Source organism: Mucilaginibacter pedocola (assembly GCF_002013915.1).
In the GTDB taxonomy this organism is placed as follows: Bacteria; Bacteroidota; Bacteroidia; order Sphingobacteriales; family Sphingobacteriaceae; genus Mucilaginibacter; species Mucilaginibacter pedocola.
Window position 1 is genome coordinate 78,696 of sequence record NZ_MBTF01000037.1, and the last position, 23,396, is coordinate 102,091.

Sequence of the window (23,396 nt, forward strand, 5' to 3'; positions counted from 1 at the left end):
AATGAAAGTTTTACCGGCCGTTGCCCTGGGTTTATTCATAAGCCTTTGCAGCCTTACAGAAGCCCGTGCACAAGGACGCCCAAAATTGGCAAAGCAACGGCCGGTAACTTTTATAACACGTGAAGCGAGAGTAGGGAAGGTGATGTATCCGCTGGCAGATATGCTGAAAGCAGGCGAACTGGAAACAGTAAACCGCGAAGCCACCGCTTTTGATGCCGACGGAAAGAAAGGCGTAAAACTCTCTGCTGCCGAGAATGAAGGCCTTGCATGGTTAAAGAACATAGATTTTGACCACGGGGAACTGGAGGTGGATATGAAAGGGAAAGATGTGTTTCAGCATAGCTTTCTTGGTATTGCTTTCCATGGTACAGATGAGCCTAATACGATGGATGTGATATACTTCCGCCCCTTCAACTTCAGGACAGACGACCCTGTAAGGAAGATACACGCTGTGCAGTATGTATCTCTCCCGGAATTTGATTGGGAAATACTTCGCGAAAAACACAACGGCCAATACGAAAAGGCCGTAACACCTGCCCCCAAAGCAGACGAATGGTTCCATGCCCGTATCGTGGTAAAAGGAGCCGATGTAACCGTTTACGTTAACGGCAACCCTCAGCCAAGCCTTTCTATCAAAAAACTCAACACCAATACCCACGGCAAACTTGGCCTATGGGTTGGTAATACCTCTGATGGCGAGTTTGCAAATCTTACGGTGAACTATAAGTAGATGTGCAGATTTCAGATTGCAAATGTGCAGATGACACTCATCATTGGTATACTAAAGCTCATCAGATAATCCTAAAATCAAGCGAATCAAGGTTCAGTAGATGTGCAGGTGTGCAAATTTCAAATGCGCAAATGAAGCTCTTTTGTACCAATTAATTCTTGATGATCTGTAATGCATCAGAGAATCCAATAATCAAGCGAATCAAGGTCTCTGTCATTTCAAAATAAAATTATAAAGTCTATAGGATTTATAGTTTTTGTATTTACATTTGTGTTGTTAAACGTTCTTTAAAATACTTATCCAGAAAGACAGAGGGAAAGGCCCTATGATGTCTTAGCAACCTGTACCGGCCACCTGGCTGTGTGTAAGGTGCTAATTCCTGCTTCGTGAACCAACCCGGAGACAGATAAGCTGAGTTAACAGACCATGGTGTTCAAAACGCACCTTTTGGCATTTCTGCCGCCGCCCGCCTTTCTTTACCAAAAATTTAACGGATAAGTTTTACAACTATTAAGCATATAGCATTACTTTGCTGTAAACAATACTTAAAATAAAACATACCACTATGAGCTTACGCATTGGCGACGACGCCCCAAATTTTAAAGCACAAACCAGTAAAGGCGAAATTGATTTTTACGACTACCTTGGCGATAGCTGGGGTGTACTTTTCTCACACCCCGCCGATTATACCCCTGTTTGCACAACCGAGCTGGGTAAAACGGCATCGCTGAAAGATGAATTTGAGAAACGTAATGTAAAGGTTATTGCCCTGAGTACCGACAGTGTAGAAAAACATGCCGGCTGGATAAACGATATCAACGAAACCCAGAATGTGGAAGTAACCTTCCCCATTATAGGCGACGAAAGCCGCGAGATATCTGAGGCGTACGATATGATACACCCTAACGCATCGCTTACGGCTACTGTGCGTTCGTTATTCGTTATCGGCCCGGATAAAAAAATAAAACTAATCATTAGCTATCCGGCATCAACCGGCCGCAACTTCCAGGAGATACTGCGCGTTATCGATTCGTTGCAATTAACAGCTTACCACAGCGTAGCGACCCCGGCTGATTGGAAAGACGGCGAGCAGGTAGTAGTGCTGCCATCTATCAAAACCGAAGATATCCCCGCCAAATTCCCTAAAGGGTTTGTAGAGGTGAAACCATACTTGCGTTTAACACCGCAGCCTAACAAGTAACAGGCAAGCGTTTAGAGCCGCGTGGCCGAGAGGATAGGCATGGGCCTGCAAAACCCAGTAACGGTAGTTCGAATCTACCCGCGGCATCCCACAAAAAAAGTGATCTAAGTTTTCAATTAGCGGCGTACCGGGAGGTGCGCCGCTTTTTTTGTGTTAGCTCTTATTCTTTGTCATCCTGAGTGCAGCGAAGGATCTATTAGCCACAATGCTATTATCGAAATGCTATTATCGTAATGCATTATCGCTAATAGATGCTTCGTCCCTCAGCATGACAAATGTTTGAGGCAGCGATAACGTGTTATTTTCTGCCTCCAAACTTTTCAAAAAAGTTACTGCCGCCTTCAATTTTACGCCGCCAAAATTCACGGATGCTGCAGTAGTCGTCAAAAAAGCCTTTCGATAAAATAGAGAATTGATAATTAAAAGGCTTATAAATAGCTATAAAATAGCGTAAAAATCAATTTTTTGAGGCTTTATTACGTTGTTTTCAAATAGTGTATTTTTTACACTAAGATGGCCGCGCTTTCTGAAATAAACCTCACCTTTGCGCTCACTTAGAACGGGGGTACCCAACAACTTTTTAAAGTGTACCAACGGGTAGGTAATTGTATTTAAAAAGAGGAAAAAATACAATTGATGCACGAAACCTTAGAGAATAATAACACCATGAAAATGAAACATCTATTCCTTACAGCAATAATGACTGTTGCTTTAGGAGCCTTCCAACCAACCTATGCCAATACTATTAAAGACGACGCATTTACCATATTAGAAGCTGTAGGCAACATCAGCAGCATTGAAGTACACGGCAACGTGGAGCTTTTTGTTACCGATGCCGCAGCCGACCAAATAAAAGTTTACAATAAATACTACGCAGAGAACGCCGTTGTACAAAACCGCGATGGCAGGTTGCACATATCATCATACGGTAACGAGAAATTGGTGATATGGGTAAAAGCAAAAGACCTGCGTTCGGTTGAGTTGTTTGATAATGCACAGGTATCATCGTTCGGTACCCTTTCGAAAATTGAATTGAAAGTTGCTTTGCATAACAATTCAAGCGCTAACCTTAACCTTGATGCTTATAAATTAAGCCTCGACGTTCAGGACAACGCAAAAGCCGATATACAAGGCGGTGCTGATGTATTGAATCTTAATAAGGCAGTTGAACAAAACGTTAACCGCGGTAATTTTGCTGCGATGAACGTTTACGAGAACAAACAAATTGCTGTTGCCGCTAAACAGGTATCAGCTATATAATATTGGGTTTTAGTTTAGTTTAGTTTAGTTTTGAAGAGGCTGCCTGAAAGGGCGGCTTTTTTTTGTGCCCAATTATCGCTGCCACAAGCCTCACGGCTTGTGGCCCGCATGCAAGGTAGCCGACATGTAGGCCATGTTAGTTTTACTTCTTTCGCAAACACCAGGTGGTCATGCACCGCAGATTTTGCACGTTGGTAGTTTTAATGGGCTCGAAGAGTTCTCCGTTCAATTCTTCAGTGTATTCAAGTAATATCTGTTCGTTCACTAAAAAGCGCTCGCTGCCGTCGGGGAGTTTGTAGCGGCTGTTGCCTAAGGGAATAACGCGGCCTTCTATACCGATATCCGATGCCAGCCTGGCGAACAAATAGCCACTGGGTTTCAGCACCCGCCACATCGAGCGCAACATAGCATCAAAATGGTTGCTATCGGCAGCAAAATGCAATACCGCGCTGCTGATCACCAGGTCGAATTTTACATCCTCAAAAGGCATATCTTCAGCAGGGCAATTCACAAAATTGGCGGCCGGGTTATCTGAGCCAAGGGCTTTCGACAAAAACTGTACTTCGGCAATAGCATTTGTGTTTGGGTCGATGCCGTAAACCTTAAAATCTTTTTGCAGGAAATAAACCAAATTACGCCCGCCGCCGCAGCCGGCATCCAATATGGTTTTACAATTATCGAAACGGCCCTTTAATAGCTGGTCGAAAAGGTAGATATCGATGTTTCCGTAAAGTTGCTGCACGGTCGCGTTCATGAGGGTAAAGGTAGATATTCGATTCAAAAATAGCGATGGGTTTAAAACCCATCGCTATTTTTGGATTGACCGTAACAAATGTGTTCAAAACACACATTGCCTTCTTTTTATCCGGATAATATTGATATACTTGTTTGTTGTACCCAAGTATTTAAACCATTATCTCTCAGCCCTTGCAACCAGGAAAACTCACCTTACTGCTGCTTTGCTTTTGCCTTGCCGGCTCTTCGGCTCTTGCCCAAAAAAAGAATGCCAATTACCAGTACCATATTAAACGCGCCACAGCTGCCATAAAAATTGATGGAGTTGATGATGAGTCCGACTGGCAACGCGCCGATTCTGCCGCCAGTTTCTTTTTGGTGCTGCCCATGGATACCAGCTTTGCCAATGTGAAAACTACCGTGAAGATGACCTACGATAATAATAATTTGTACGTAGTGGCTATCTGCTACAAAGGCAAGTTAAAAGGGCAGAACATGGTGGAATCGCTAAAGCGCGATTTTAATTTTGTGAAGAACGATAACTTCCTGCTGTTTATGGACCCCTTTGATGCCCGTACCGATGGCTTCAGCTTTGGTGCCAACGCAGCTGGTGCACAATGGGACGGTACCATGTACGAGGGGGGCAAGGTAGACTTGAGCTGGGATAACAAATGGTCATCAGAAGTAAAGAATTATCCCGACCGCTGGATATGGGAAGCATCTATCCCGTTTAAAAGTATCCGCTATAAAAAAGGTATCCGCGAGTGGGGTATCAACTTCAGCCGCAACGACCTGAAGTCGACCGAGAAATCGGCTTGGGCACCGGTGCCAAGGCAATTCCCAACGGCATCGCTGGCTTATACCGGCACCCTGGTTTGGGACGAAGAGCCGCCCGTGGCCAGCAGCAACGTATCGGTTATCCCGTATGCGCTGGCGGGGCTCACTAAAGATTACCAAGCCAAAACATCAACCGACTGGCGCACCGATATTGGCGGCGACGTGAAAGTGGGCCTAACCTCATCGCTCAACCTGGACATGACCGTGAACCCCGATTTTTCGCAGGTGGATGTGGATCAGCAGGTAATAAATCTTAACCGTTACGAACTCTTCTTCCCCGAAAAACGCCAGTTCTTTTTAGAGAACGGCGACTTGTTCGCCAACTTTGGCTATGCAGATATTCGCCCTTTCTTTTCGCGTAGGATAGGCTTAAATGCGCCTATCCGTTTTGGTACACGCCTTACGGGTAAAATAGACAAGAACTGGCGCGTTGGGGTAATGGATGTGCAAACCGGGCAAAGCGGGAGTAACAATCTGCCCGGGCAAAACTTTGGTGTGCTTACCTTGCAACGCCGCGTGTTCTCACGCTCCAACATTGGCGTAATGTTTATTAATAAAGATGCTACAGGCAGCGCACCAAACACCGGCAGCACAGCTGCGGCTTATAACCGTACTATAGGTTTAGAGTATAACCTGGCATCATCTAACAACTTGTGGACGGGGAAATTATTGGGGCTTAAATCGTTTAGTCCGGGTGTTACCGGGCACGATTATGTGCAGGCTGCGCACTTGCAATATTTGAGTAAATACTGGCAGCTTTACCTGCAGCAACAATACGTGGGGCATAATTACAATGCCGAGGTGGGCTACGTACCGCGTGTGGGTTATAATAAGTTGAGCCCGTTGTTGCTGCGCAACTTCTTCCCTAAAAGCGGCTCGGTGCTGGTGCATACGCTGCAATTATCATCCAGCTACTTTTTTGATGAGCATTATAAACGTACCGATAATGAAAGCACGCTCAGTTACATCATCACGTTCCACAACCGCAGCCAGCTTTGGTTTTCGGGCGTAGATACCTACGTAAAACTGTTACGCCCATACGACCCAACCAATACAGGCAAAGCGATGCTTCCTATAGGTTTCGAGAGCCATTGGAACACTGCCGATGTGCAATTTATCTCCAAGCCACAAAGCGTGTTCACTTATGTATTTGAAACGGCATATGGTGGTTACTATGCCGATGGTACCAAACTAACGCTAAGCAGCCAGTTAGGCTACCGCTTTCAGCCTTACGTAAATATTGCTGTTAATGCTTCCTACAACGATCTGCGGCTGCCGCAACCGTACGGTCACAACAAATTTTGGCTGATAGGCCCGCGTACCGATGTTACCTTTACCAACAGCCTGTATTTTACCACTTTTGTGCAATACAACGAGCAGGCCCGCAACATGAACATTAACACCCGCCTGCAATGGCGCTACAAACCCGCATCCGACTTATTTGTGGTTTATGGAGATAACTCCATCCCATCACCCTTCTCGGTTAAAAACCGCCAGCTGACGGTAAAGTGGACGTACTGGTGGAATATATAGGTGTTTAGAGGTTGGTTAGTTTGTGGTTAGAGATTAGGGAATGATTTTGTAGAGACGCAATACTTTGCGTCTCCCGTTTGCAAGTCCACCATGCAAGCCCTACACCTATGCAGTGGGCGACGCAAGGTATTGCGTCTCTACGGTAGAAAATGTTTAATCTGTAATTAACCCCTTATCACTTGCCCTTCTTTTTCTCCCCCGTTACATTCACAATTATAAAACTGGCATGAGGTATGCCCAGCGTATATCCGGGTTTTACATCAATATAGGCCTTAAAATAACCATCAACAATGCCGCGCATGGCCCGGTTGGATGCATCCCTAAACTCCTCGTAAATAAAATTTACAGATCGCAGGTAATGCAACGATCCATCGGCATTAATACGTACCGAAAAGCCATAGCTGAAATCGTCGTAAGCGTTTTTAATGCTGATATTGTACTCGGGCAGCATATAATCCTGCAGCATACCTTCGCGTTTATCATCGTCGCCAATATTGTCTATTTGTTTAATGGTGAGCAATGGCGTTTTACTTTTCAGCGTGGCTTGTTCGCGTGCAGAGAAGGCTTTATCGGTATCCCGTGCGGCCTCTTCTGCTTTTTTGCGGATGAATAGCGTATCGGCCCTGCGTGGTTTCATTAGTTCGGCAGGGCTGGTGTGCAGTTTGTTTTTGATATAATCATCGGCATACAGCGTCATGTAAACGATCGAGCTATCGCGCATTAGTTTGCGTGCCTTCACCTTCATTACCTGGAAAATGATACTATCACGCGATAGTTTGCGCAGCCTTAACCATGACCATGCCACGTTGAACAGCGAATCGTGGTCGAATAACACCGGCGCATTAACAAACATTTTGCGCTTTGGGTTATAAATATTCACAGAATCGTCTGACAGGAAGGAGAGATGCCACTCTGGCTCTAACTGGTAGCCATCTTCGTTGAATATCACACCGCTGGCAAAAGCGCGCCTAACCTCGCTGTACCTAATACCTTTTACAGGCAGGAATGAGGGCTTAACCGACTCATCGTTGGCGATGCTGGTGTATATTTTATTTTTCTTTTTGTCGCCGCAGGCGCTTAGTAAGCAGATAAAAGCAAGCAGGGCAATTATAGTTGTGCGGTTATTTTTGAGGTAAGTGTATAACATACAATGGCGAAGATACTATAATGACATCAAACGCAAAACCCGCGGCTTTGTGCGCATTGTAAAAATTTAAGTACCAATAATAGTGTAATAAACAGTGCGGAAAGGCTGGTGCGGTTCCCCTCTTGAGAGGGGTGGAGGGGTGTGTTTACGACGTTTGCTATAAAAACATTGCTTTTCATTTTACGAGTTTTCCATATCTCTAAAAATTATTACTTTTGTACCCCGCCGCAAAGCGGTACCGTAAATTTTCGCATAGTGTAACGGTAGCACATCAGACTCTGACTCTGCTAGTAGTGGTTCGAATCCATTTGCGAAAACCATCCCGAAGGCAAATAGCACCTGTACTATTTGCCTTTTTTGTTGCACTATTTGTCATTCGCAAAGCATCATCCCGCTATTTTAGCTAATTTTCAGCCGCATATACCCCAAAACTTGCTTATGAAATTACGCGCCATAATTGCCACATTTACCGTACTTTTTGTTACCCTTGCTTCGTTCGCAGTAACGCAAAAACCAAAGGTAAAACCTAAAATTGTCAACATAGTCAACTTCATACGCCTGCTGGAACCGCGCGAGCCTGCCGTTACCGAAGATGTGCTTTACCAAACAGTAGTGAAGCAGGTGGAATTGATGAATAAATACAAATTACGTGGCACCTTCCTGCTGCAGTACGATGCATTAATGGATGCCCGATACCAAAAGCTATTAAAAAGCCTGCCTGCAGGCTCTTTTGAGATAGGTGGTTGGTGGGAGATACCGCAGCCGATGGTGGAGAAAGCGGGGCTCAAATGGCGCGGGCGTTACCCATGGGACTGGCATGCCAATATTGGCTTCTCTACAGGCTACACGCCCGAAGAGCGCGAGAAACTGGCCGATGTATACATGAAGGATTTTAAAAGCATTTTTGGCTATTACCCCAAGTCGGTAGCATCGTGGTTTATTGATGAGCACACACTGAATTATTTATACACCAAATACCACATTATTGCCTCGGCAAATTGTAAAGACCAATACGGCACCGATGGTTACACCCTATGGGGCGGGTATTGGAACCAGGCCTATTACCCCAGTAAGGTAAACTCGTATATGCCGGCCCAAAACGCCGCTAACCAAATACCTGTACCCATCTTCAGGATGCTGGGCAGCGACCCGGTGAGGCAATACGATGCGGGATTAGGTACCAGCTGGCAAAGCGTTATTACCTTAGAGCCTGTTTATAAAGATGCCGGCGGCGATGCCAAATGGGTAAGTTGGTTTTTAAAACAACTGGTAGAAGGTGAGGCCATGGAGTTTGGCTATACACAGGCCGGGCAGGAAAACTCTTTCACCTGGGATGCTATGGCCAAAGGGTTGGAAATGCAGATGCCGTTGATAGCCAAACTGCGCGATGAGAAGAAGGTAACGGTAGAAACCCTTGCCGAATCGGGCGCATGGTTTAGTAAACAGTATAAAGTTACGCCGGCAACCTCGGTTACCGTGAACGAAGATTTGGCCGGCAGCAACCGACAAACAGTTTGGTTCAACAGCCGTTTTTACCGCGCCAATTTACTTTGGGAAGATGGCACTTTGCGTTTCCGCGATATACATTTATTTAACGAGAAGCTACCATCAAAATACCTCACCCAAAAAGTAGAAACCAATGTTTGCTCGTTTTATACGCTGCCATTTGTTGACGGTTACTTATGGAGCACACCTACCGACCTGGCAGGGCTTCGTTTTAAAACCAATGTCAACGGCAAAGAAGTGCCGTTAACAGGTGGCAAGCCCACCATCACCAACCCCACATCCGGCGTATTGCAAGTTTCGTGGCCGCTGGCATCGGGTAAGGGAACGCTGCATATGGTGTTTACTGAAAAACAGCTGACCGTAAAGGTAACCGGCAAAGCGCCTGCTAATTGGTTTTTAGATATGCATGTATCTGCCAAAGCAGAATTGCCTTTTCAAGTGATAAATGCTTCGAGCGTGGACAGTAAATTTGAAGGGATGGATTACAAAGTACGCGCTTTAAGCGGTAGCTTTTCAAAATTGGCGGGGCAAGAGGTTTTTCGCCTTAAACCAATCGCCGGTACGTTAACTTTAAATTTTGTGGAGAGCAGATAACGAGAAAGTACACAGTTTACTTATCCCACCAAACCCTTGCATGCTCGTTAAAATCGTTCATGCCGCCGTAGGCCGAGAGGGCGCTGGTTGCATTGGCATTGTTCAGCGTAAATTCCAGTTCGGGGTAGGGGAGTTTGCGCGGGATAACGCCCGGAGAATTACTTACCCCGGTGATGGTATTTGGATTAGGAATGAGCTTAGGGTAACCAGTACGGCGCCAGTTGGCATACACTTCATCCGCATCGAACATAAAGCCTGCTACCCAAAATTCGGTATTAATAATCTCTATCGAACGCTCGGCTGTAGGGTTAGCCGGGTCAACCATGGGGTTTTTGGCCAGGTACGCATTTATTTGCGCGTTGCTGATGGTGGGCGAAGTAGGCAGCAGCGCCAGCGATTGCATATGCGCCGTTATACCCGCCTGGTAATGTGTATTGGCATCGCCCGTAATAAAGCCCCGCAAAACGGCTTCGGCTAACAAAAACTCTACCTCGGCATACTGGAAATCGAAGAAAGGCGTATCTCTTGGCTGGTAAACCGAATAGTTAACCCGTGTGGTGGGTATCGGGCCACTGCTATCAAAGCTATAGCCGCGGTAAGTTGCCGTATCGGTGGAGGTTATAACGCCCCCTAAGAAAGCTTCTTTATCATAAACGGCCCCGTATACCTTAAGGCGCGGGTCGCCGCTGGCACGCATGTGGTTAATGAGGGTTTGGTGGAGGAAAAAGTGCTGGTCCGACAGGTTGAAGGCGTAACCATTGGGTGCGTTAGTATTATGCTTCAGCACTGGCATATCGGCGTTTGAGGCCATTACGCCATAGTTATAAGCTTCCGTTACCAGCGATTTTGCCTGCATGGCATCCACCTTTATTAAGCGCATGCCTATCCGTAATAATAACGATGCGGCTAATTTTCTCCATCCGCCGGTATTGCCGCCATAAAACTGGTCGCCCTGCACATTTTCGGGCGCGTTGGCTTCCAGTGTACGGATGGCATCGCGCAGCTCACTAATAAGGTCGGTATATATAAGTTGTTGTTTATCGTAAGCCGGTGTAAATACACCTGCAGAAAGCGCTTTGCCTGCCTGGCTGTAAGGTATATCGCCGTAAAAATCGGTGAGCTTTTGGTAGATGAATACTCGCCATATCCGCGCAGCAGCATAGGTGGTAGCCATGCTGTTATCCGTTTTCAGCAGCGGCAAAATATACTCCAGGTTTTGCAGCACCGGGATGTAAAAGTTGTTCCAGTAACGGCGGGCAATATCGTCGGACTGCATGTAGTTAGTCCCCGACCAAAAATCCGAATAACCGTATTGCATAAATGCTGCACAGTAATTGGTGCGGGGCTCCATATCCAGTTGCGATGTTTTCACCAGCGCATCCGAGAACATGTAGCCAAGGTTAGGGCTGGCCACGCCATCGGGGTTTGCATTGTAGCGGGCAAAATCTTTAGTGCAGGCCAATGGCGCAAAGGCCATTAACGCTAACACTACTATTTTTTGCCTCAATTGCCTCATTGCTTTGTTTAAAAACTAACGCTTAAATTAAACCCAAAAGTACGGCTGGTGGGTAATCCCCCCGTATCGTACCCATACCCGTTGCCAATACTGTCTGATGATTCGGGGTCGAATATAGGCAGGTCTTTCCTAAAGAAAAACAGGTTGCGTGCTATCAGCGAGAATGTTGCACTTTTTATAGGCGTTGCGGCCAGTAGTTTTTTTGGAAAGGTATAGCCCAACGTTATTTGCCTGAATTTGATAAAAGTGCGGCTGTAAACCGACATCTCATCGGCATAATAAGCCAGCGATGCTGCCGCGTTGTATTGCTGGTAGGGGCTATAAGGTAGCGTATTGGCCACGTAAACGGGCGCTGCATCGGTACCTGTGTTTATCATACCCTGCGGAATGTACGTGCCATCACGCCCCAACAAAGTTTTTTCCGAATTGCCGAAGAAGGCCGCCCAGCGTGCGCCGTCCTCAAATATTTTGCCACCAAATTGCCCGTCTATCAAAAAGCTTAATCGCCAGTTTTTGTAGCGGAAAGTGTTCATCAAGCCACCGCTCCAGTCGGGGTTTACGCTGCCTAAGTAGGTTTCGTTATTTACAATAAGCCCCCCGGCGGCATTGCGTAGCGGATTCCCGGCAGCATCAAAGCTCAATGTGCCCTTATCAATTACCGATGCGTTTTTATTGGTGGTACCATCGGCACTTACGGCTTTATACAACAAGTTTCCATTGGCATCACGGCGTAGAGCAGTCCCGAAAATAGACCCCAGCGGATAGCCCACCTTTGCTTTGATATTATAATAAAAGGCCACGCCATTGGTACCTAAGGCATCGCTTAGTTCGGTTACACGGTTGCGGTTTTTGGCGTAGTTTACGCTGATGTTCCAGGCGAAGTCGCTGGTTTTAATGGCTGTGGCATTCAGCAATAATTCCAGCCCCCGGTTTACCATGGAGCCGGCATTTTGGTAGGTGGCGGCAAAGCCCGTAGCTACGGGCAGGGTAACGGGCAGCAAAAAGTTTTTTGATGTTTTGTTGTACCAGGCCACATCCAGTAAAAAGCGGTTCTTGAAAAATTTCAATTCGGTGCCAACTTCCGTTTCTGTAGTGGTTTCGGGGCGAAGCGAGGTTGGCGGTAACGAACTGTTGTTGATCTGCTGCCCCGGAATGCCATTCACCGTTTCGGTATATTTAAACGTCAGATCGGTTTGGTTGGGCGTGGGGTTGCTACCTGTTTGGCCAACGGCAAGCCTCAGTTTACCAAACGAGAGTATATCGGGGTTGATGTTCAGCGCATCCGAAAAAATAAAACTCATGTTAGCCGAAGGGTAGAAGATGTGGTTAACAAAGCCCGGCCGGGTTGATGACAGGGCCGAATACCAATCGTTACGGGCGGTAACCTCTAAAAAAAGCAGGTTTTTGTAACCGAATTGTGTTTCGGCAAATACCGAGTGGCTTTTAGAACGCGGTACCGATACCTGCACAGGCAGGCCTACGGTGGTGTTGTTGATATTGGTTGATGTTGGGTCGGTAAGCCCTGTGCCGGTTAAGGTAAGCGAGCTAAAAGTAGAACCCTGGAACTCGGCACCCGCGAATGTACTGATGCTAAAATCGTTGAACGTGCGGTCATAATTCAGCATGGCGCGTATATCGCTCCTGCGCTGGTCAATCGCCGAGGTAGTGATACTGCCGCTGCCGTTTTTATTGTTAGGGAAATTTACCAGCAGCCCGTCGGTGGTCACGTAGTCAAAACCTCCAATGAGGTTCACATGCAGATGGTCTGTAACATCATAAGTAATATTTGCCGACGAAAGGATACGGTTTTGTGTTTGGTTGTTTACTATTTTTTGCAGCTGTATGTAAGGGTTGGTATATACATACAGGTAGTTGCCATTAGCATCCTTTTGATCGAGGAAGGCAATATCGGTAGTATTGTCCGATCTTGTGAAGTATTTCACAAACGAGCCCCGGTCATCCCCGCGCAGTAATGGGGCATTAATACGGAGCACGCGCGATAGGTCGGCCTTAAAATCGGTATGCAGTTTATCGCCAAAATCCTGCACAAAACGCAGCACGCCGTTATAACGCTGGTAGTTGGAGCCGGGCGTGGGTGTATTATTGCGCGTTTGCGAGAGCGAAGCCCGGAAGCTGTTATTCTCGGTAGTTTTGCTGAATGCGAGGCTGTTGGTGGTAGATATACCCGTGCGGTAAAGCGCGTCAAAACGCTCCTGCATGGTTTGGGGTTTATACACGCCCATCTTACCATCAGCCCCTAAATACTGCTGCCCTGCAAATTTTACGCCCCAGCTTTGCCCCGTAAGGTAATTGCTGTTGCTAATATTATCTGCCGCGGTATACAGCCTCCCGTTGTTGCCCCGACCATATTCGTACTGGAAACCATCATAGGGTTTCACCTGCTCTAACACGGTATTGCTGTTAAAATCTATCCCCACCCCGGGGCTTTTTAAGCCTTTTTTGGTAGTGATGAGTATAACCCCTCCCTGCGCGCCGCCACCATAAAGCGCCGCCGCCGAGGCTCCCTTTAGTACAGTTATTGTTTCAATATCGTCGGGGTTGATGGATGATAGCCCGTCGCCCGGGTCGCTGCCGCCAAATACCTTTAGCGGTTCTTCGGTGTTCTCTTTGGTGGTGCTGGTAATGGGTACGCCATCTACCACGTATAGAGGCTGGTTAGAGCCCGAGAAAGAAGAATATCCCCTTAAAATAATGCGTGATGAACCGCCTGGCCCGTTAGGTGGCGATTGCACCGTTAATCCCGCTACCTTACCTGCTAATGCGTTCACAAAGGTTGGCTCCCGGGTTTCGGTAACTTCGCTGCCGTTCACGGTGGTAACGGAGTAACCAAGCCTCCTTTCGTTTTTGTTTAAGCCCAGCGCCGTTACCACAACTTCATTCAGCGCCTTATCATCCGGCGACATTTTTATGGTTAGTTTTCCTAAACCGTCAAACTGTATTTCGGATGTTATATACCCAACATAGCTCACTACTAATGTGGAATTATCGGGTACAGGCAATATAAACTCCCCGTTTACATCTGTAACGGTTTTGTACGAGCTGTTTTGCACCTGTACGTTGGCGCCCACCAGCGGGTTGTCGTTCTCATCTAACACTTGCCCTTCGGCCTCGCCGGTTGCCACGCGTTCGCCGGCAGGTATTATTACTATTAAATTGTTGGGGAGTTTTTTATAGCTGTAGCCGGTGTTGGCCAATATTTGGTCGAGTATTAGCGTTACCTCGGTGTTGGTTACCTGTAGGGTAACTTTTTTATCTGCCGGTATTTTTTTTTCGCTGTAAACAAAGTGGTAGTCGCTGCGCTTTTCAATGGCCTTCAGCGCTTTCTTAAAGTCGGTACGCTTTAGTTTAAGCGATATTTTACTTTGGGCAAGCGCCGGCAAAACGGCCAGTGTGCAAAAGATAGCGATAAGCAGAATTTTCAATTTCATATCATCGATCTTTCAACAGCCACCATACCTTTTATTGCAGGCAGGGTAATTAATCAGGGTATTTACGAATACAGCTTTTGCCAAACGAGAGCAATTGTTTTAACGCCAAAATTTAATTCTCTTTTTTATAAATACTTGTAGGCAAATACGCTCCGGATATTGTTCTTATACCGAAGAGCTTCTTCCATACGTATTTATGGATCGGAATATGATTTAAATTCCCGATCATCTCAGAGAATTGTTTAGTTGGAATTCCGGGGAGCGATCCCCGGTTTTTTTTCTCCAAAAACACCAATAGGACAGCCGCAATGCGGCCATCCTTTCAGGGCAATTAAGATAAAGTAATATTATTGGCTATCCAAATAACTCGCTTATTTTAACAGTTATTCGTTCTACTTCACAGTGAACTGCTGCAAAATAGCTTTGTCGGCTGCATCGCGGCCAACCTTTAGGGTATAGGTGCCGGGGTATAGTTTAAAGCGGTGTTTCTCTGCATCCCACTTCTGCAATTCGGTAACCGGTATTTTAAGGGTAGTAGTTTTGTTTTCGCCCGGGCTTAAAGTAACCTTATCAAAAGCCTTTAACTCTTGTAACGGCAGGTTATCATTAGTTGGGTATACAATGTAGGCCTGTGGCGTTTCTGTACCTGCGGCTTTGCCGGTGTTGGCAATATTAACGGCTACCTCAATCGTATCAGCAAGTTTATATTCTTTCTTCGGGCTGCTTTTAGCTTCGTAGTTAAAGGTGGTATAGTTTAGGCCATAACCGAATGGGTATTGCACTTTGCCACCATAGTAACGGTAGGTACGGCCTTTCATGCCATAGTCGCCAAAGGCCGGCAGGTCATTCACCGAGTTGTAGAAGGTTAACGGTAACCTGCCCGATGGTGCTACCTTACCGAACAGCAGATCTGCCAAAGCATTGCCGCCTTGCTCGCCGGGGTACCATGCCAATACAACCGCATCGGCATATTGGGCAACTGCGGCAACATCTACGTCGCTACCAGCAGTAATAACTGCTACAATAGGCTTTTTAACGCTTTTGCGCAGCTCTTTCATAAAGGCCAAATGGCTTGGAGGTAGGCTCAATGTTTTTTTATCGCCACCGGCAACTGATAAGAATGCATCACCTGCCTCGCCCTCGTCTACCGGAGTAAGGCCTATTACAGCAATAGTTAAATCGGCATTACCGGCGCCCCATATACCACCAAAGTGGGTGGTATCGGCTTGCCCAACGGCCAAGTCGTACTCTACACGTGTCCCTTTATCAACCGCTGCCGACATGCCCTCCACAAAGTTTACCATGTTAGAGTTGATACCGTGGTAGCTGCCTACTATCGCGTCAAGCGATGCTGCGTTCGGGCCTAACACCATAATGCTTTTGTAAAGGTCTTTTTGCAGTGGCAATACATTGTTTTTATTCTCCAGCAAAACCATGCTCTGCTGTGCTGCTTCGCGCGCTAACGATATGTGAGCGGCATTGTGTATGCTGTCTGCTCCGTAGTTATAGTATGGCGATAGTTTTGGGTCGTTGTAAAAGCCCAGTTTCATTTGGGTCGTCAGCACCGGGGTAAGGGCTGCATCCACATCTTTATTGGTGATGAGTTTCTGTTTAACGGCCTCTTCCACGTCAGATTGCAATACGCCCGAGCAATCTAAATTCAACCCGGCTTTAATACCTGCAGCCGCAGCTTCGGTACGGGTTTTAAGGTATTTGTGGGTAAGGTATACATCATCCAATGCGCCGCAATCGGTTACTATGTAGCCTTTAAAGCCCCATTCTTTACGGATAACTGTTTGCAGCAGGCCGTTTACCGAGTTTGGCACACCGTTAACGCTGTTATAGGCCGTCATGATGCTGGATACGCCGCCTTTTACCAGTTTATTAAATGCGTACATGTAGGTGTTGCGCAGGTCCTGCTCGCTCACTTTCGAGTCGAAATAATCGCGAACGTTCTCGGGGCCGCTGTGTGCCACAAAGTGTTTGGCCGTGGCCGATATTTTGTATTGCCCTGCAATGTTGCCCTGCATACCATTAACATAGGCCAGGCCTATTTGCCCGGTCAGGAAGGGGTCTTCCCCATAAGTTTCCTGTCCGCGGCCCCAGCGCGGGTCGCGGAAGATGTTAATGTTTGGCGACCAGTAGGTAAGCCCCACGTATTGCCCGTGGTTATTATTGGCAACGGCCAGGTTGTATTTGGCGCGTGCCTCTGTTGATATTACATCGCCCACCTGTTTAACCAGTTTAGGGTCGAAAGTTGCCGCCATGGCAATGGCCTGCGGGAAAACCGTTGCTTCGCCAGCGCGGGCCACACCATGTAAGCCTTCGTTCCACCAGTTGTAGGCGGGTATGTTCAGGCGTTCTACAGGCTGGTTGCGGTAACCCAGCAGCATTGCCTTTTCGGTAAGGGTAAGGCGGCCCAAAAGGTCTTTTACCCTTTCTTCGTTTTGTAGTTTGGGGTTTAAATAAGCCGGTGCTTGCTGTGCGCGGGAAATAAGCGGAGCTGCTGTGCTTAACGATAATGCCAGTAGCAGGGAAGGAACTAATTTCATGTTAGTTTAACAGATTAAATTTCGGCCTGTACCGTTTGCTTTAGGCGAAGGGCCGTAAGGAATGCGCTCCGGGTGGGGAGGGCTTTATTAATAAATATAAATTACAGATCCGTAGGCCTTGTAGTCGAATTTCTCAATATCGCGCAGGGCATCAAGCGCTTGCGTAATGCTGTCGTTATCAAACACACCGCTAAAAACGAATTGCTTTGCCTTTTCGTTCTTAAATTGAATATCTACCCCGTACCAAACCTCCATTTTATCGGCCAGGTCGGCAAAGTTGTTATTATCAAATATAAAGCGGTTCTTCATCCAGGCGGTTTCTATCACGCTGCTATCCTTGCCGCTAAAATGGGTAAGCGAGGTAAGGGTATATTGTGGAGCTATATTGCCGCTCGCCGCCTTGCCTGTATCTCTGCGCAGGTGTTTTGGATTTCCCGCTTCGTTATTTTTTAAAATAAGCTTTTCGTTGGGCTTCAGGATGATACGGTCTGATGGGCGATCTTTCATGGTAACCTCTATGGCACCGGTTATTAAGGTGGTTTCAATAACGGTATCCTGCGGGTACGACCGTAGGTTGAAAGTAGTACCCAAAACTTTCACATCCATTTTATTGGTATGGATGATAAAAGGGTGCTGATGGTCTTTAAAAACATCAAAGTAAGCCTCGCCGCTTAACATTATTTCGCGGGTGTCGCCATCAAAGGCGGCGGGGTACCTTATGCTGCTTTGCGAATTAAGCGTAACCTTTGTACCATCGGCAAGGGTGGCTACCAGCTTTTGGCCCTTAAGGGTACTTTTTTGCACCCATCCTGCGGTAACATCACCGGTTTTTTTTTGAGAGAAATTGCCTTTAAAGAATAAAGCGCCCGCAGTTATTAAAACCAGTGACGCAGCTGCAGCCGGCCAAAACCGGAATAAGCTTCTGTTTTTTGATGCAGCGGCAAAGTCAATAATTTCAGCATCGCCGGTATTGCCTGCTGCTTCAAGCCTTTTTATTTTATCCTGTATCTTCTGGAAAGCAATGGCATCGTCGGTGTATTCGGTATCGGAGTGTTCCCAATACAGGTTCATCCCCTCCAATTGTTTTTTATACGACGGGTCGCTGTCAACGAGATATTTCAGCTCCGCCTTTTCTGCCGGAGTGATCTCGTTTGTCAGTTGTTTTGAAACCAGCTCAATAAATCTGTCGTTGCCCATCGATATAAATAACCCGCACTTTTTACTTAGGACAACATTTTACCGGAAATACCTACAAGTTTTAAAAAAAATGTAGGCAGGCCCAATAATGGGTTATCCATTACAATAATTGGCAACTGGTTTAAATAAACTATTCTACTTAGGTTTAAACAGCTGTATTTTTAATGTTTTATTGGTTAAACTACATTAAAACAGTGTTTTGCAGCGCCAATTTACTTATAAGACGCAGATTTTAGGCATCCGGTTTCACTTTATTTAAAAATAACTACTAAAAAGGTATGAAAAGTATTTATAAAAGGTTGTAGGCAATAAGGGGCTTAACTTTGTCATTGTATGCAGAGGCGGTATTGGCATCCATTTATACCACCTCCATCGGCCGGGGCATACGTTTTGGCAAAAAGCGGGCATACTGCATATCCGCATGTTATATTTTTCTTAATACTTCTAAAAAAACATGATCAAAAAATTTACCCTTCGTAAAGTTGTTCCTGTTGCCATGTTGCTTGGTGGCGCCTTTTGGGCACCCATAGCAAATGCACAAAGCAGCTATGAGTTAAATTCGGGTTGGCAATGTGCGCCCATAGCTAAGGTGAAAGATAATGGTACCGCCATATCAAGCACCGCTTACAGCACTACCGGCTGGCTGCCTGCCACTGTACCGGGCACCGTTTTAACCAGCCTGGTGGCCAACAAACAAATGCCCGACCCTTTCTACGGCATGAACAACGAGCAGATACCCGATATATACAAAACCGGGCGCGACTACTATACCTATTGGTTCGTAAAAGATTTTAAGCAAACTGCCACAGCCGGCGGCCAAACTTATCTTAACTTCCGTGGGGTTAACTATAGCTTTGATGTGTTTTTGAACGGGCATAAGCTTAACAGCACCCTTAATAAAGGCATGTTTATGCGCCGCAGTTTTAATATTACCAAATGGCTTAACGCAGCCGGTAACAACAGGCTGGCTGTTATAGTTTACCCGCCCGATGTGGTAGGTAATCCCAATGGCGGGCAGGGCGGCGACGGTACCATTGCCAAAAACGTAGGCATACAATACACCGCCGGCTGGGACTGGATACAACCCATACGCGACCGCAATACCGGTATTTGGGATAAGGTAACCATACAAACTACAGGTGCCGTTAAAATAAACGATCCGCACGTGATAACCCTGGTGCCCGGCGTTCGCCAACCCGAGGGTGCTCAGGCTCCTGCCATTATAAAACTATCTGCCGAATTGCAAAATGCTACCGCAGCGCCTGTGAGTGGTACTTTGCAATACATCCTCGATGGTAAAAAAGTAGCTAAGAAAGTCACGCTTAAAGCAAACTCTAAAGAAGAAATTAAGCTGGATGACTATACTTTGGTTAACCCCAAGCTATGGTGGCCAAGCGGCTACGGTGCGCAAAACCTGTATAAGCTGAAGCTGCAATTTGTGGCCGATGGCGGCAAGGTTTCTGATGAAGATAATATTTCGGTAGGGGTAAGGCAAATAACCACTGAATGGAATGCCCGTACCGAGAGCAAACAGGTGAATATTAACGGGCAGAAAATATTTATAAAAGGCGGTAACTGGATCATATCCGACGAGATGCTGCGCTTTAGCGATGCCCGTTACGATGCCGAAGTACGTTTCCATCGTGATATGAACCTGAACCTGATCAGGGTTTGGGGTGGCGCACTGATAGAACGCCCCGAGTTTTACGAGGCTTGCGATAAGTATGGTATGCTGGTTTTTCAGGATATGTGGGGATCAGGCGATTGTAATGGCCGCTGGTTAGACCCAATGAAACTGGAAGACCAATGGACACGCCGCAAATACCCTGACGACCATAACCTCTACCTCGAATCGGTAAAAGACCAGGTAAAACTGTTGCGCAACTACCCATCGCTGGCCATGTGGTGCGGCGGTAACGAAATAACCCCTCCGGAGGATATATTGGTAGCCCTGCGCGACCATATTATGCCCGAATTGGATAATACCCGCTGGTTCATTGAGTACTCTAACTCCGAAAATATGTCGCGCAACGTGAACGGTGGTAATGGCGATGGCCCTTATGGTATTCAGCCACTATCGGTGTTCTGGAACGAGAAAACTTTCCCTTTCAATTCAGAAGTTGGTTCGGTAGGCGTAAGCGATTACGAATCGTTGAAGCGCTTTATCCCGAAAGAAAACATGGTAGCACCTGTTTACGACGAGCAAACCGGCAAAAACAAAGTTGACCCTGTTTGGGATTACCACAAGTATATTGGCTACGATTGGTCGATAGCTAAGTATGGTAAAGTGAAGGATGTGGAAGATTTTGCCAACAAAGCTCAACTGGTAAACTACGACCAGTACCGCGGACTGATGGAAGGTTTTAGCTCGCACATGTGGGATTGGTATACAGGCTCTATCATCTGGAAAACCCAAAACCCATGGACAGCCATGCGCGGCCAGATGTATGATTACTACCTGGACCCTAACGCCTGCCTTTACGGCTTGCATAACGGCAGCGCGCCGCTACACGTAATGTATAACCCAACCGATGGTATGGTAATGGTGGCCAACAATACCTTTAAGCCCGTAACCAACATGATGCTGGTTGCCAAAATGTACGATATGGCGGGCAAAGAAAAACTGATAACCCAGGTTTTTGCAGATGTAACCGCCACTACTACCAAACGTTACCTGTCTATCAAAAAGGATATCGACGCTTTTGCCAAAGAGGATGGCGCATTTGTGGTGCTGGAGATATTGGCCGAAGACAAAACCCAGTTAAGCCAGAATATTTACTGGGTACCCAATGAAAAAGGCGAATACAGCGGCCTGCAAAAAATGGATAAAAGCCAGCTTACTGTAAACGCAAAAGCCATAAAAAGCGGCAAAATAGAAGTTACGTTGAGCAATACCAACAATGCACCGGTAGCATTCTTCAACCGTGTATCGGTGGTTGACGGTGGCACCAAAGAACGTATTTTGCCTGCCTTCTACAGTGATAACTACGTATCGGTATTACCCGGCGAAACCAAAAAGGTTGTGGTAGAATATACCCCGGCCAAAAACGCCGCCGCACCGCAGATAAGCATCAGCGGTTGGAATATGGCGGAGAAGGTTATAGCGGTTAATTAAATTCTTCGCGCCCTTTGTGGTAAAAATTTTACCGCAAAGGGCGCAAAGATTACGCAAAGAAGCACAAAGGTTTTGCATATCGATAATAAGTTCATGTAAAGACGCTTGGTTGCGTAAGTAAAAAAACTTTGCGGCTTTGCGCCTTTGCGTGATTTAGATAAACACATGCATGGCCTTTGTGTCTCTTTTTGCCCTTGTTGGTGTTATCACCAACAAGCCCGTGATGTTATCAGTTACGGAATATCTGTAAGGCCATTTGCTCACCAAGGGCATAAGGTTCTTACATGCATTGGAGTTGTTGGTGATAACACCAACAACGGCGAGAAATCTTCTTCTTCCCAACTTTTTCTCTGCGTCCTTTGCGAAAACTTTGCGCACTTTGCGGTTAAATCACCACCAAAACTTTACCTCCCCAACTCCTTCTTCGGCTGGTGCAACTTATTCTCCAATAATATCAGCCCGTATCTGGCATTTTTCCATTGCGCATCCAGTTCGGCAGGCACGGCACCGGGCGATTGGGCGAAATTACCCAGCAGGATATCCATATCTCCGTCGCCATCTACATCGGCCTTTTCCAGCGTGAGCGATTTGATGGGTAAGCCGCCTGCGAGTGTATAGGGCTTAAAGCTGAAGGTTTTGCTATCAGTGTTTTCCAGGTAGATGAACGATTCGCTGATCAGTTTTCCGAAATCGGGGAAGAAGGCTGACGCGGCCAGGTCGATATCGCCATCGTCATCAAAATCTTCTGCCAGTACCCGGGTTACGCCATACATCGGGAAAAAGAATTTCTCCTTAAAGTTGCCTTTACCATCGTTTAGGTTCAGCCGGATGCCGTGGTAGGGTTTCAGAATGTTGGAGTAATCGGCATTGTCGCCATGTACGGTTATAATGTCGGTTTGTCCGTCGTGGTCGTAGTCGGTCAAAACCATATCCGTGGTGCCATAATTGGGCGGGAAGCGCAGTACCCTTTTATCTTTAAACTTCAGTTTATCTTTTTGGTAATAGATATGCACGCTCTCATCGCCCTGCGAAAACATGGCTACGATATCCTTTTTACCATCGCCATCCATATCCCTTATAAAACAGATGATAGCACCCGGCTGCTGCGATAGTATGTCTTCTTTATACTCATCTCCGGCTTTGTCTTTTTTAAACAGCGATAGCGAGCCCGTTTTGTTGCCAAAGTTGCATACCACCAATTCGGGGATGCCATCGCCGTCCAGGTCGTCCATTTCGGTATGTACGGGGCGGTGCAGGGTGGTTAAAACAGGCGTTGGTTTATCATTATCCAGCTGCGCAAAACTGCCCGTGCTCAGTTCGGTAGGGTATAGTTTGCCAATTTGGGTGAGGTAGGTTTTGTTTTGGTAAAAGTTGAAGTCGACTACCGGGCTGGCCGTTTCAAATGTTTTGGTAATGCCTTTTTCAAAATTCCAGTTGATCACCTTGTTGTACATATTGCTTATCCATAGGGTATGGGATGTAGGATTGTATTCCAGCCCGGTGATCATCGAGGGCGACTGTTCGTCTATCTGTATGTTTTTGCGGGTAAATTGTTCCAGCGGTTCGCTGCGTTCTATTCGGCTTTCATCGTAAGTGAGGCTGTCAGGAGCGGCGCTAACAATGTAACGTTCCAGTTTGTCCCAATCCTCCTGCGATAGCATAGGATGCTCGGGGATAATGCCGTTTTTATTTACTACTGCTTTTTCTTCGGGCGAGAGCCCGCGTAGCGGGTCGTAGCCAGGGTATATAATACCCATGCGGCTGGCCATTACCGGAAGTACATGGGTTTTCCATATTTGTTTGGTAAGGCTTTGCGGGTCGGGTTGGGCATGGCATAAGCCACAATAGCGAATAAACAACTCTCGCCCCTCATCAATTGGCCGGCTGTGTGCAGGCGGCTTTGCGGTGAATGAATTTAGGCTGATAAATAGCGTAACGGCAAAGCAAAGTACTAAAAGTAAACCCCTCCATCCCATAAGCACATGTATTTATAGTACATACGCTTAAAGGAGGAAATGGATGCT

General features: G+C 46.5%; 13 protein-coding genes, 2 tRNA genes and 1 riboswitch. Of the genes, 8 read left to right on the forward strand and 7 right to left on the reverse strand.

Annotated elements, in window-relative coordinates; all coding sequences use genetic code 11:
* Position 1: 1 nt before the first annotated feature.
* The 4 genes from BC343_RS26670 to BC343_RS26690 all read left to right on the forward strand — a co-directional run bounded on the left by BC343_RS26670 (position 2) and on the right by BC343_RS26690 (position 3,191).
* Positions 2-730, forward strand: a complete 729-nt coding sequence (locus BC343_RS26670) for a family 16 glycoside hydrolase (RefSeq protein WP_078350880.1) — start codon at positions 2-4, stop codon at positions 728-730.
* A 293-nt stretch (positions 731-1,023) separates the two neighbouring features.
* Positions 1,024-1,143, forward strand: a riboswitch (SAM riboswitch).
* A 152-nt stretch (positions 1,144-1,295) separates the two neighbouring features.
* Positions 1,296-1,931, forward strand: coding sequence for a peroxiredoxin (locus tag BC343_RS26675; protein WP_078350881.1), 636 nt, complete (start codon positions 1,296-1,298; stop codon positions 1,929-1,931).
* 15 nt (positions 1,932-1,946) lie between these two features.
* Positions 1,947-2,022 (forward strand) — tRNA-Cys (locus BC343_RS26680).
* Positions 2,023-2,603: 581 nt separating this feature from the next.
* Positions 2,604-3,191: a GIN domain-containing protein gene (locus BC343_RS26690; RefSeq protein ID WP_143822368.1), complete on the forward strand. Its 588-nt coding sequence runs from the start codon at positions 2,604-2,606 to the stop codon at positions 3,189-3,191.
* 142 nt (positions 3,192-3,333) lie between these two features.
* On the opposite strand, the gene BC343_RS26695 is transcribed toward BC343_RS26690, so the two are convergent.
* Entirely contained in the window at positions 3,334-3,945 is a 612-nt protein-coding gene (locus BC343_RS26695; RefSeq protein WP_078350884.1) for a class I SAM-dependent methyltransferase, read from the reverse strand.
* Positions 3,946-4,118: 173 nt separating this feature from the next.
* Between BC343_RS26695 and BC343_RS26700 the strand changes: the two genes are divergently transcribed.
* A complete protein-coding gene (locus BC343_RS26700) occupies positions 4,119-6,296 on the forward strand; it encodes a carbohydrate binding family 9 domain-containing protein (RefSeq protein WP_078350885.1) in 2,178 nt (725 codons plus the stop codon).
* Positions 6,297-6,471: 175 nt separating this feature from the next.
* Here the strand turns inward: BC343_RS26700 and BC343_RS26705 are convergent, their stop codons facing one another.
* Positions 6,472-7,443 carry a hypothetical protein gene (locus tag BC343_RS26705; protein WP_078350886.1) on the reverse strand — a complete coding sequence of 324 codons (972 nt, stop codon included), beginning with the start codon at positions 7,441-7,443 and terminating at the stop codon, positions 6,472-6,474.
* Positions 7,444-7,689: 246 nt separating this feature from the next.
* On the opposite strand from BC343_RS26705, the gene BC343_RS26710 reads away from it, so the two are divergent.
* Positions 7,690-7,763 (forward strand) — tRNA-Gln (locus tag BC343_RS26710).
* 118 nt (positions 7,764-7,881) lie between these two features.
* On the forward strand, positions 7,882-9,543 hold the full coding sequence (locus BC343_RS26715) for a hypothetical protein (RefSeq protein WP_078350887.1): 1,662 nt from the start codon (positions 7,882-7,884) through the stop codon (positions 9,541-9,543).
* Positions 9,544-9,559: 16 nt separating this feature from the next.
* On the opposite strand, the gene BC343_RS26720 is transcribed toward BC343_RS26715, so the two are convergent.
* The 4 genes from BC343_RS26720 to BC343_RS26735 form a co-directional block, all read right to left on the reverse strand.
* Positions 9,560-11,059, reverse strand: a complete 1,500-nt coding sequence (locus tag BC343_RS26720; protein WP_078350888.1) for a SusD/RagB family nutrient-binding outer membrane lipoprotein — start codon at positions 11,057-11,059, stop codon at positions 9,560-9,562.
* A gap of 8 nt (positions 11,060-11,067) precedes the next feature.
* Positions 11,068-14,508, reverse strand: coding sequence for a SusC/RagA family TonB-linked outer membrane protein (locus BC343_RS26725; RefSeq protein ID WP_078350889.1), 3,441 nt, complete (start codon positions 14,506-14,508; stop codon positions 11,068-11,070).
* A gap of 392 nt (positions 14,509-14,900) precedes the next feature.
* Positions 14,901-17,060, reverse strand: a complete 2,160-nt coding sequence (locus tag BC343_RS26730) for a glycoside hydrolase family 3 N-terminal domain-containing protein (RefSeq protein WP_078350890.1) — start codon at positions 17,058-17,060, stop codon at positions 14,901-14,903.
* A gap of 87 nt (positions 17,061-17,147) precedes the next feature.
* The gene (locus BC343_RS26735; RefSeq protein WP_078350891.1) at positions 17,148-18,257 is read right to left on the reverse strand and encodes a FecR family protein; all 1,110 of its coding nucleotides are present in this window, start codon (positions 18,255-18,257) and stop codon (positions 17,148-17,150) included.
* A 454-nt stretch (positions 18,258-18,711) separates the two neighbouring features.
* On the opposite strand from BC343_RS26735, the gene BC343_RS26740 reads away from it, so the two are divergent.
* Entirely contained in the window at positions 18,712-21,372 is a 2,661-nt protein-coding gene (locus BC343_RS26740) for a glycoside hydrolase family 2 protein (protein ID WP_078350892.1), read from the forward strand.
* Positions 21,373-21,776: 404 nt separating this feature from the next.
* Here BC343_RS26740 and BC343_RS26745 read toward each other — a convergent pair whose 3' ends face one another.
* Positions 21,777-23,348, reverse strand: coding sequence for an FG-GAP repeat domain-containing protein (locus tag BC343_RS26745; protein WP_078350893.1), 1,572 nt, complete (start codon positions 23,346-23,348; stop codon positions 21,777-21,779).
* Positions 23,349-23,396: the final 48 nt, after the last annotated feature.

Bases quoted from the DNA above. Each gene is read 5' to 3' on its own strand.
- BC343_RS26715 (WP_078350887.1), top strand. From the start codon at position 7,882: ATGAAATTACGCGCCATAATTGCCACATTTACCGTACTTTTTGTTACC.
- BC343_RS26745 (WP_078350893.1), bottom strand. From the start codon at position 23,348: ATGGGATGGAGGGGTTTACTTTTAGTACTTTGCTTTGCCGTTACGCTA.
- BC343_RS26740 (WP_078350892.1), top strand. From the start codon at position 18,712: ATGATCAAAAAATTTACCCTTCGTAAAGTTGTTCCTGTTGCCATGTTG.
- BC343_RS26735 (WP_078350891.1), bottom strand. From the start codon at position 18,257: ATGGGCAACGACAGATTTATTGAGCTGGTTTCAAAACAACTGACAAAC.
- BC343_RS26695 (WP_078350884.1), bottom strand. From the start codon at position 3,945: ATGAACGCGACCGTGCAGCAACTTTACGGAAACATCGATATCTACCTT.
- BC343_RS26705 (WP_078350886.1), bottom strand. From the start codon at position 7,443: ATGTTATACACTTACCTCAAAAATAACCGCACAACTATAATTGCCCTG.
- BC343_RS26730 (WP_078350890.1), bottom strand. From the start codon at position 17,060: ATGAAATTAGTTCCTTCCCTGCTACTGGCATTATCGTTAAGCACAGCA.
- BC343_RS26670 (WP_078350880.1), top strand. From the start codon at position 2: ATGAAAGTTTTACCGGCCGTTGCCCTGGGTTTATTCATAAGCCTTTGC.
- BC343_RS26690 (WP_143822368.1), top strand. From the start codon at position 2,604: ATGAAACATCTATTCCTTACAGCAATAATGACTGTTGCTTTAGGAGCC.
- BC343_RS26725 (WP_078350889.1), bottom strand. From the start codon at position 14,508: ATGAAATTGAAAATTCTGCTTATCGCTATCTTTTGCACACTGGCCGTT.
- BC343_RS26675 (WP_078350881.1), top strand. From the start codon at position 1,296: ATGAGCTTACGCATTGGCGACGACGCCCCAAATTTTAAAGCACAAACC.
- BC343_RS26720 (WP_078350888.1), bottom strand. From the start codon at position 11,059: ATGAGGCAATTGAGGCAAAAAATAGTAGTGTTAGCGTTAATGGCCTTT.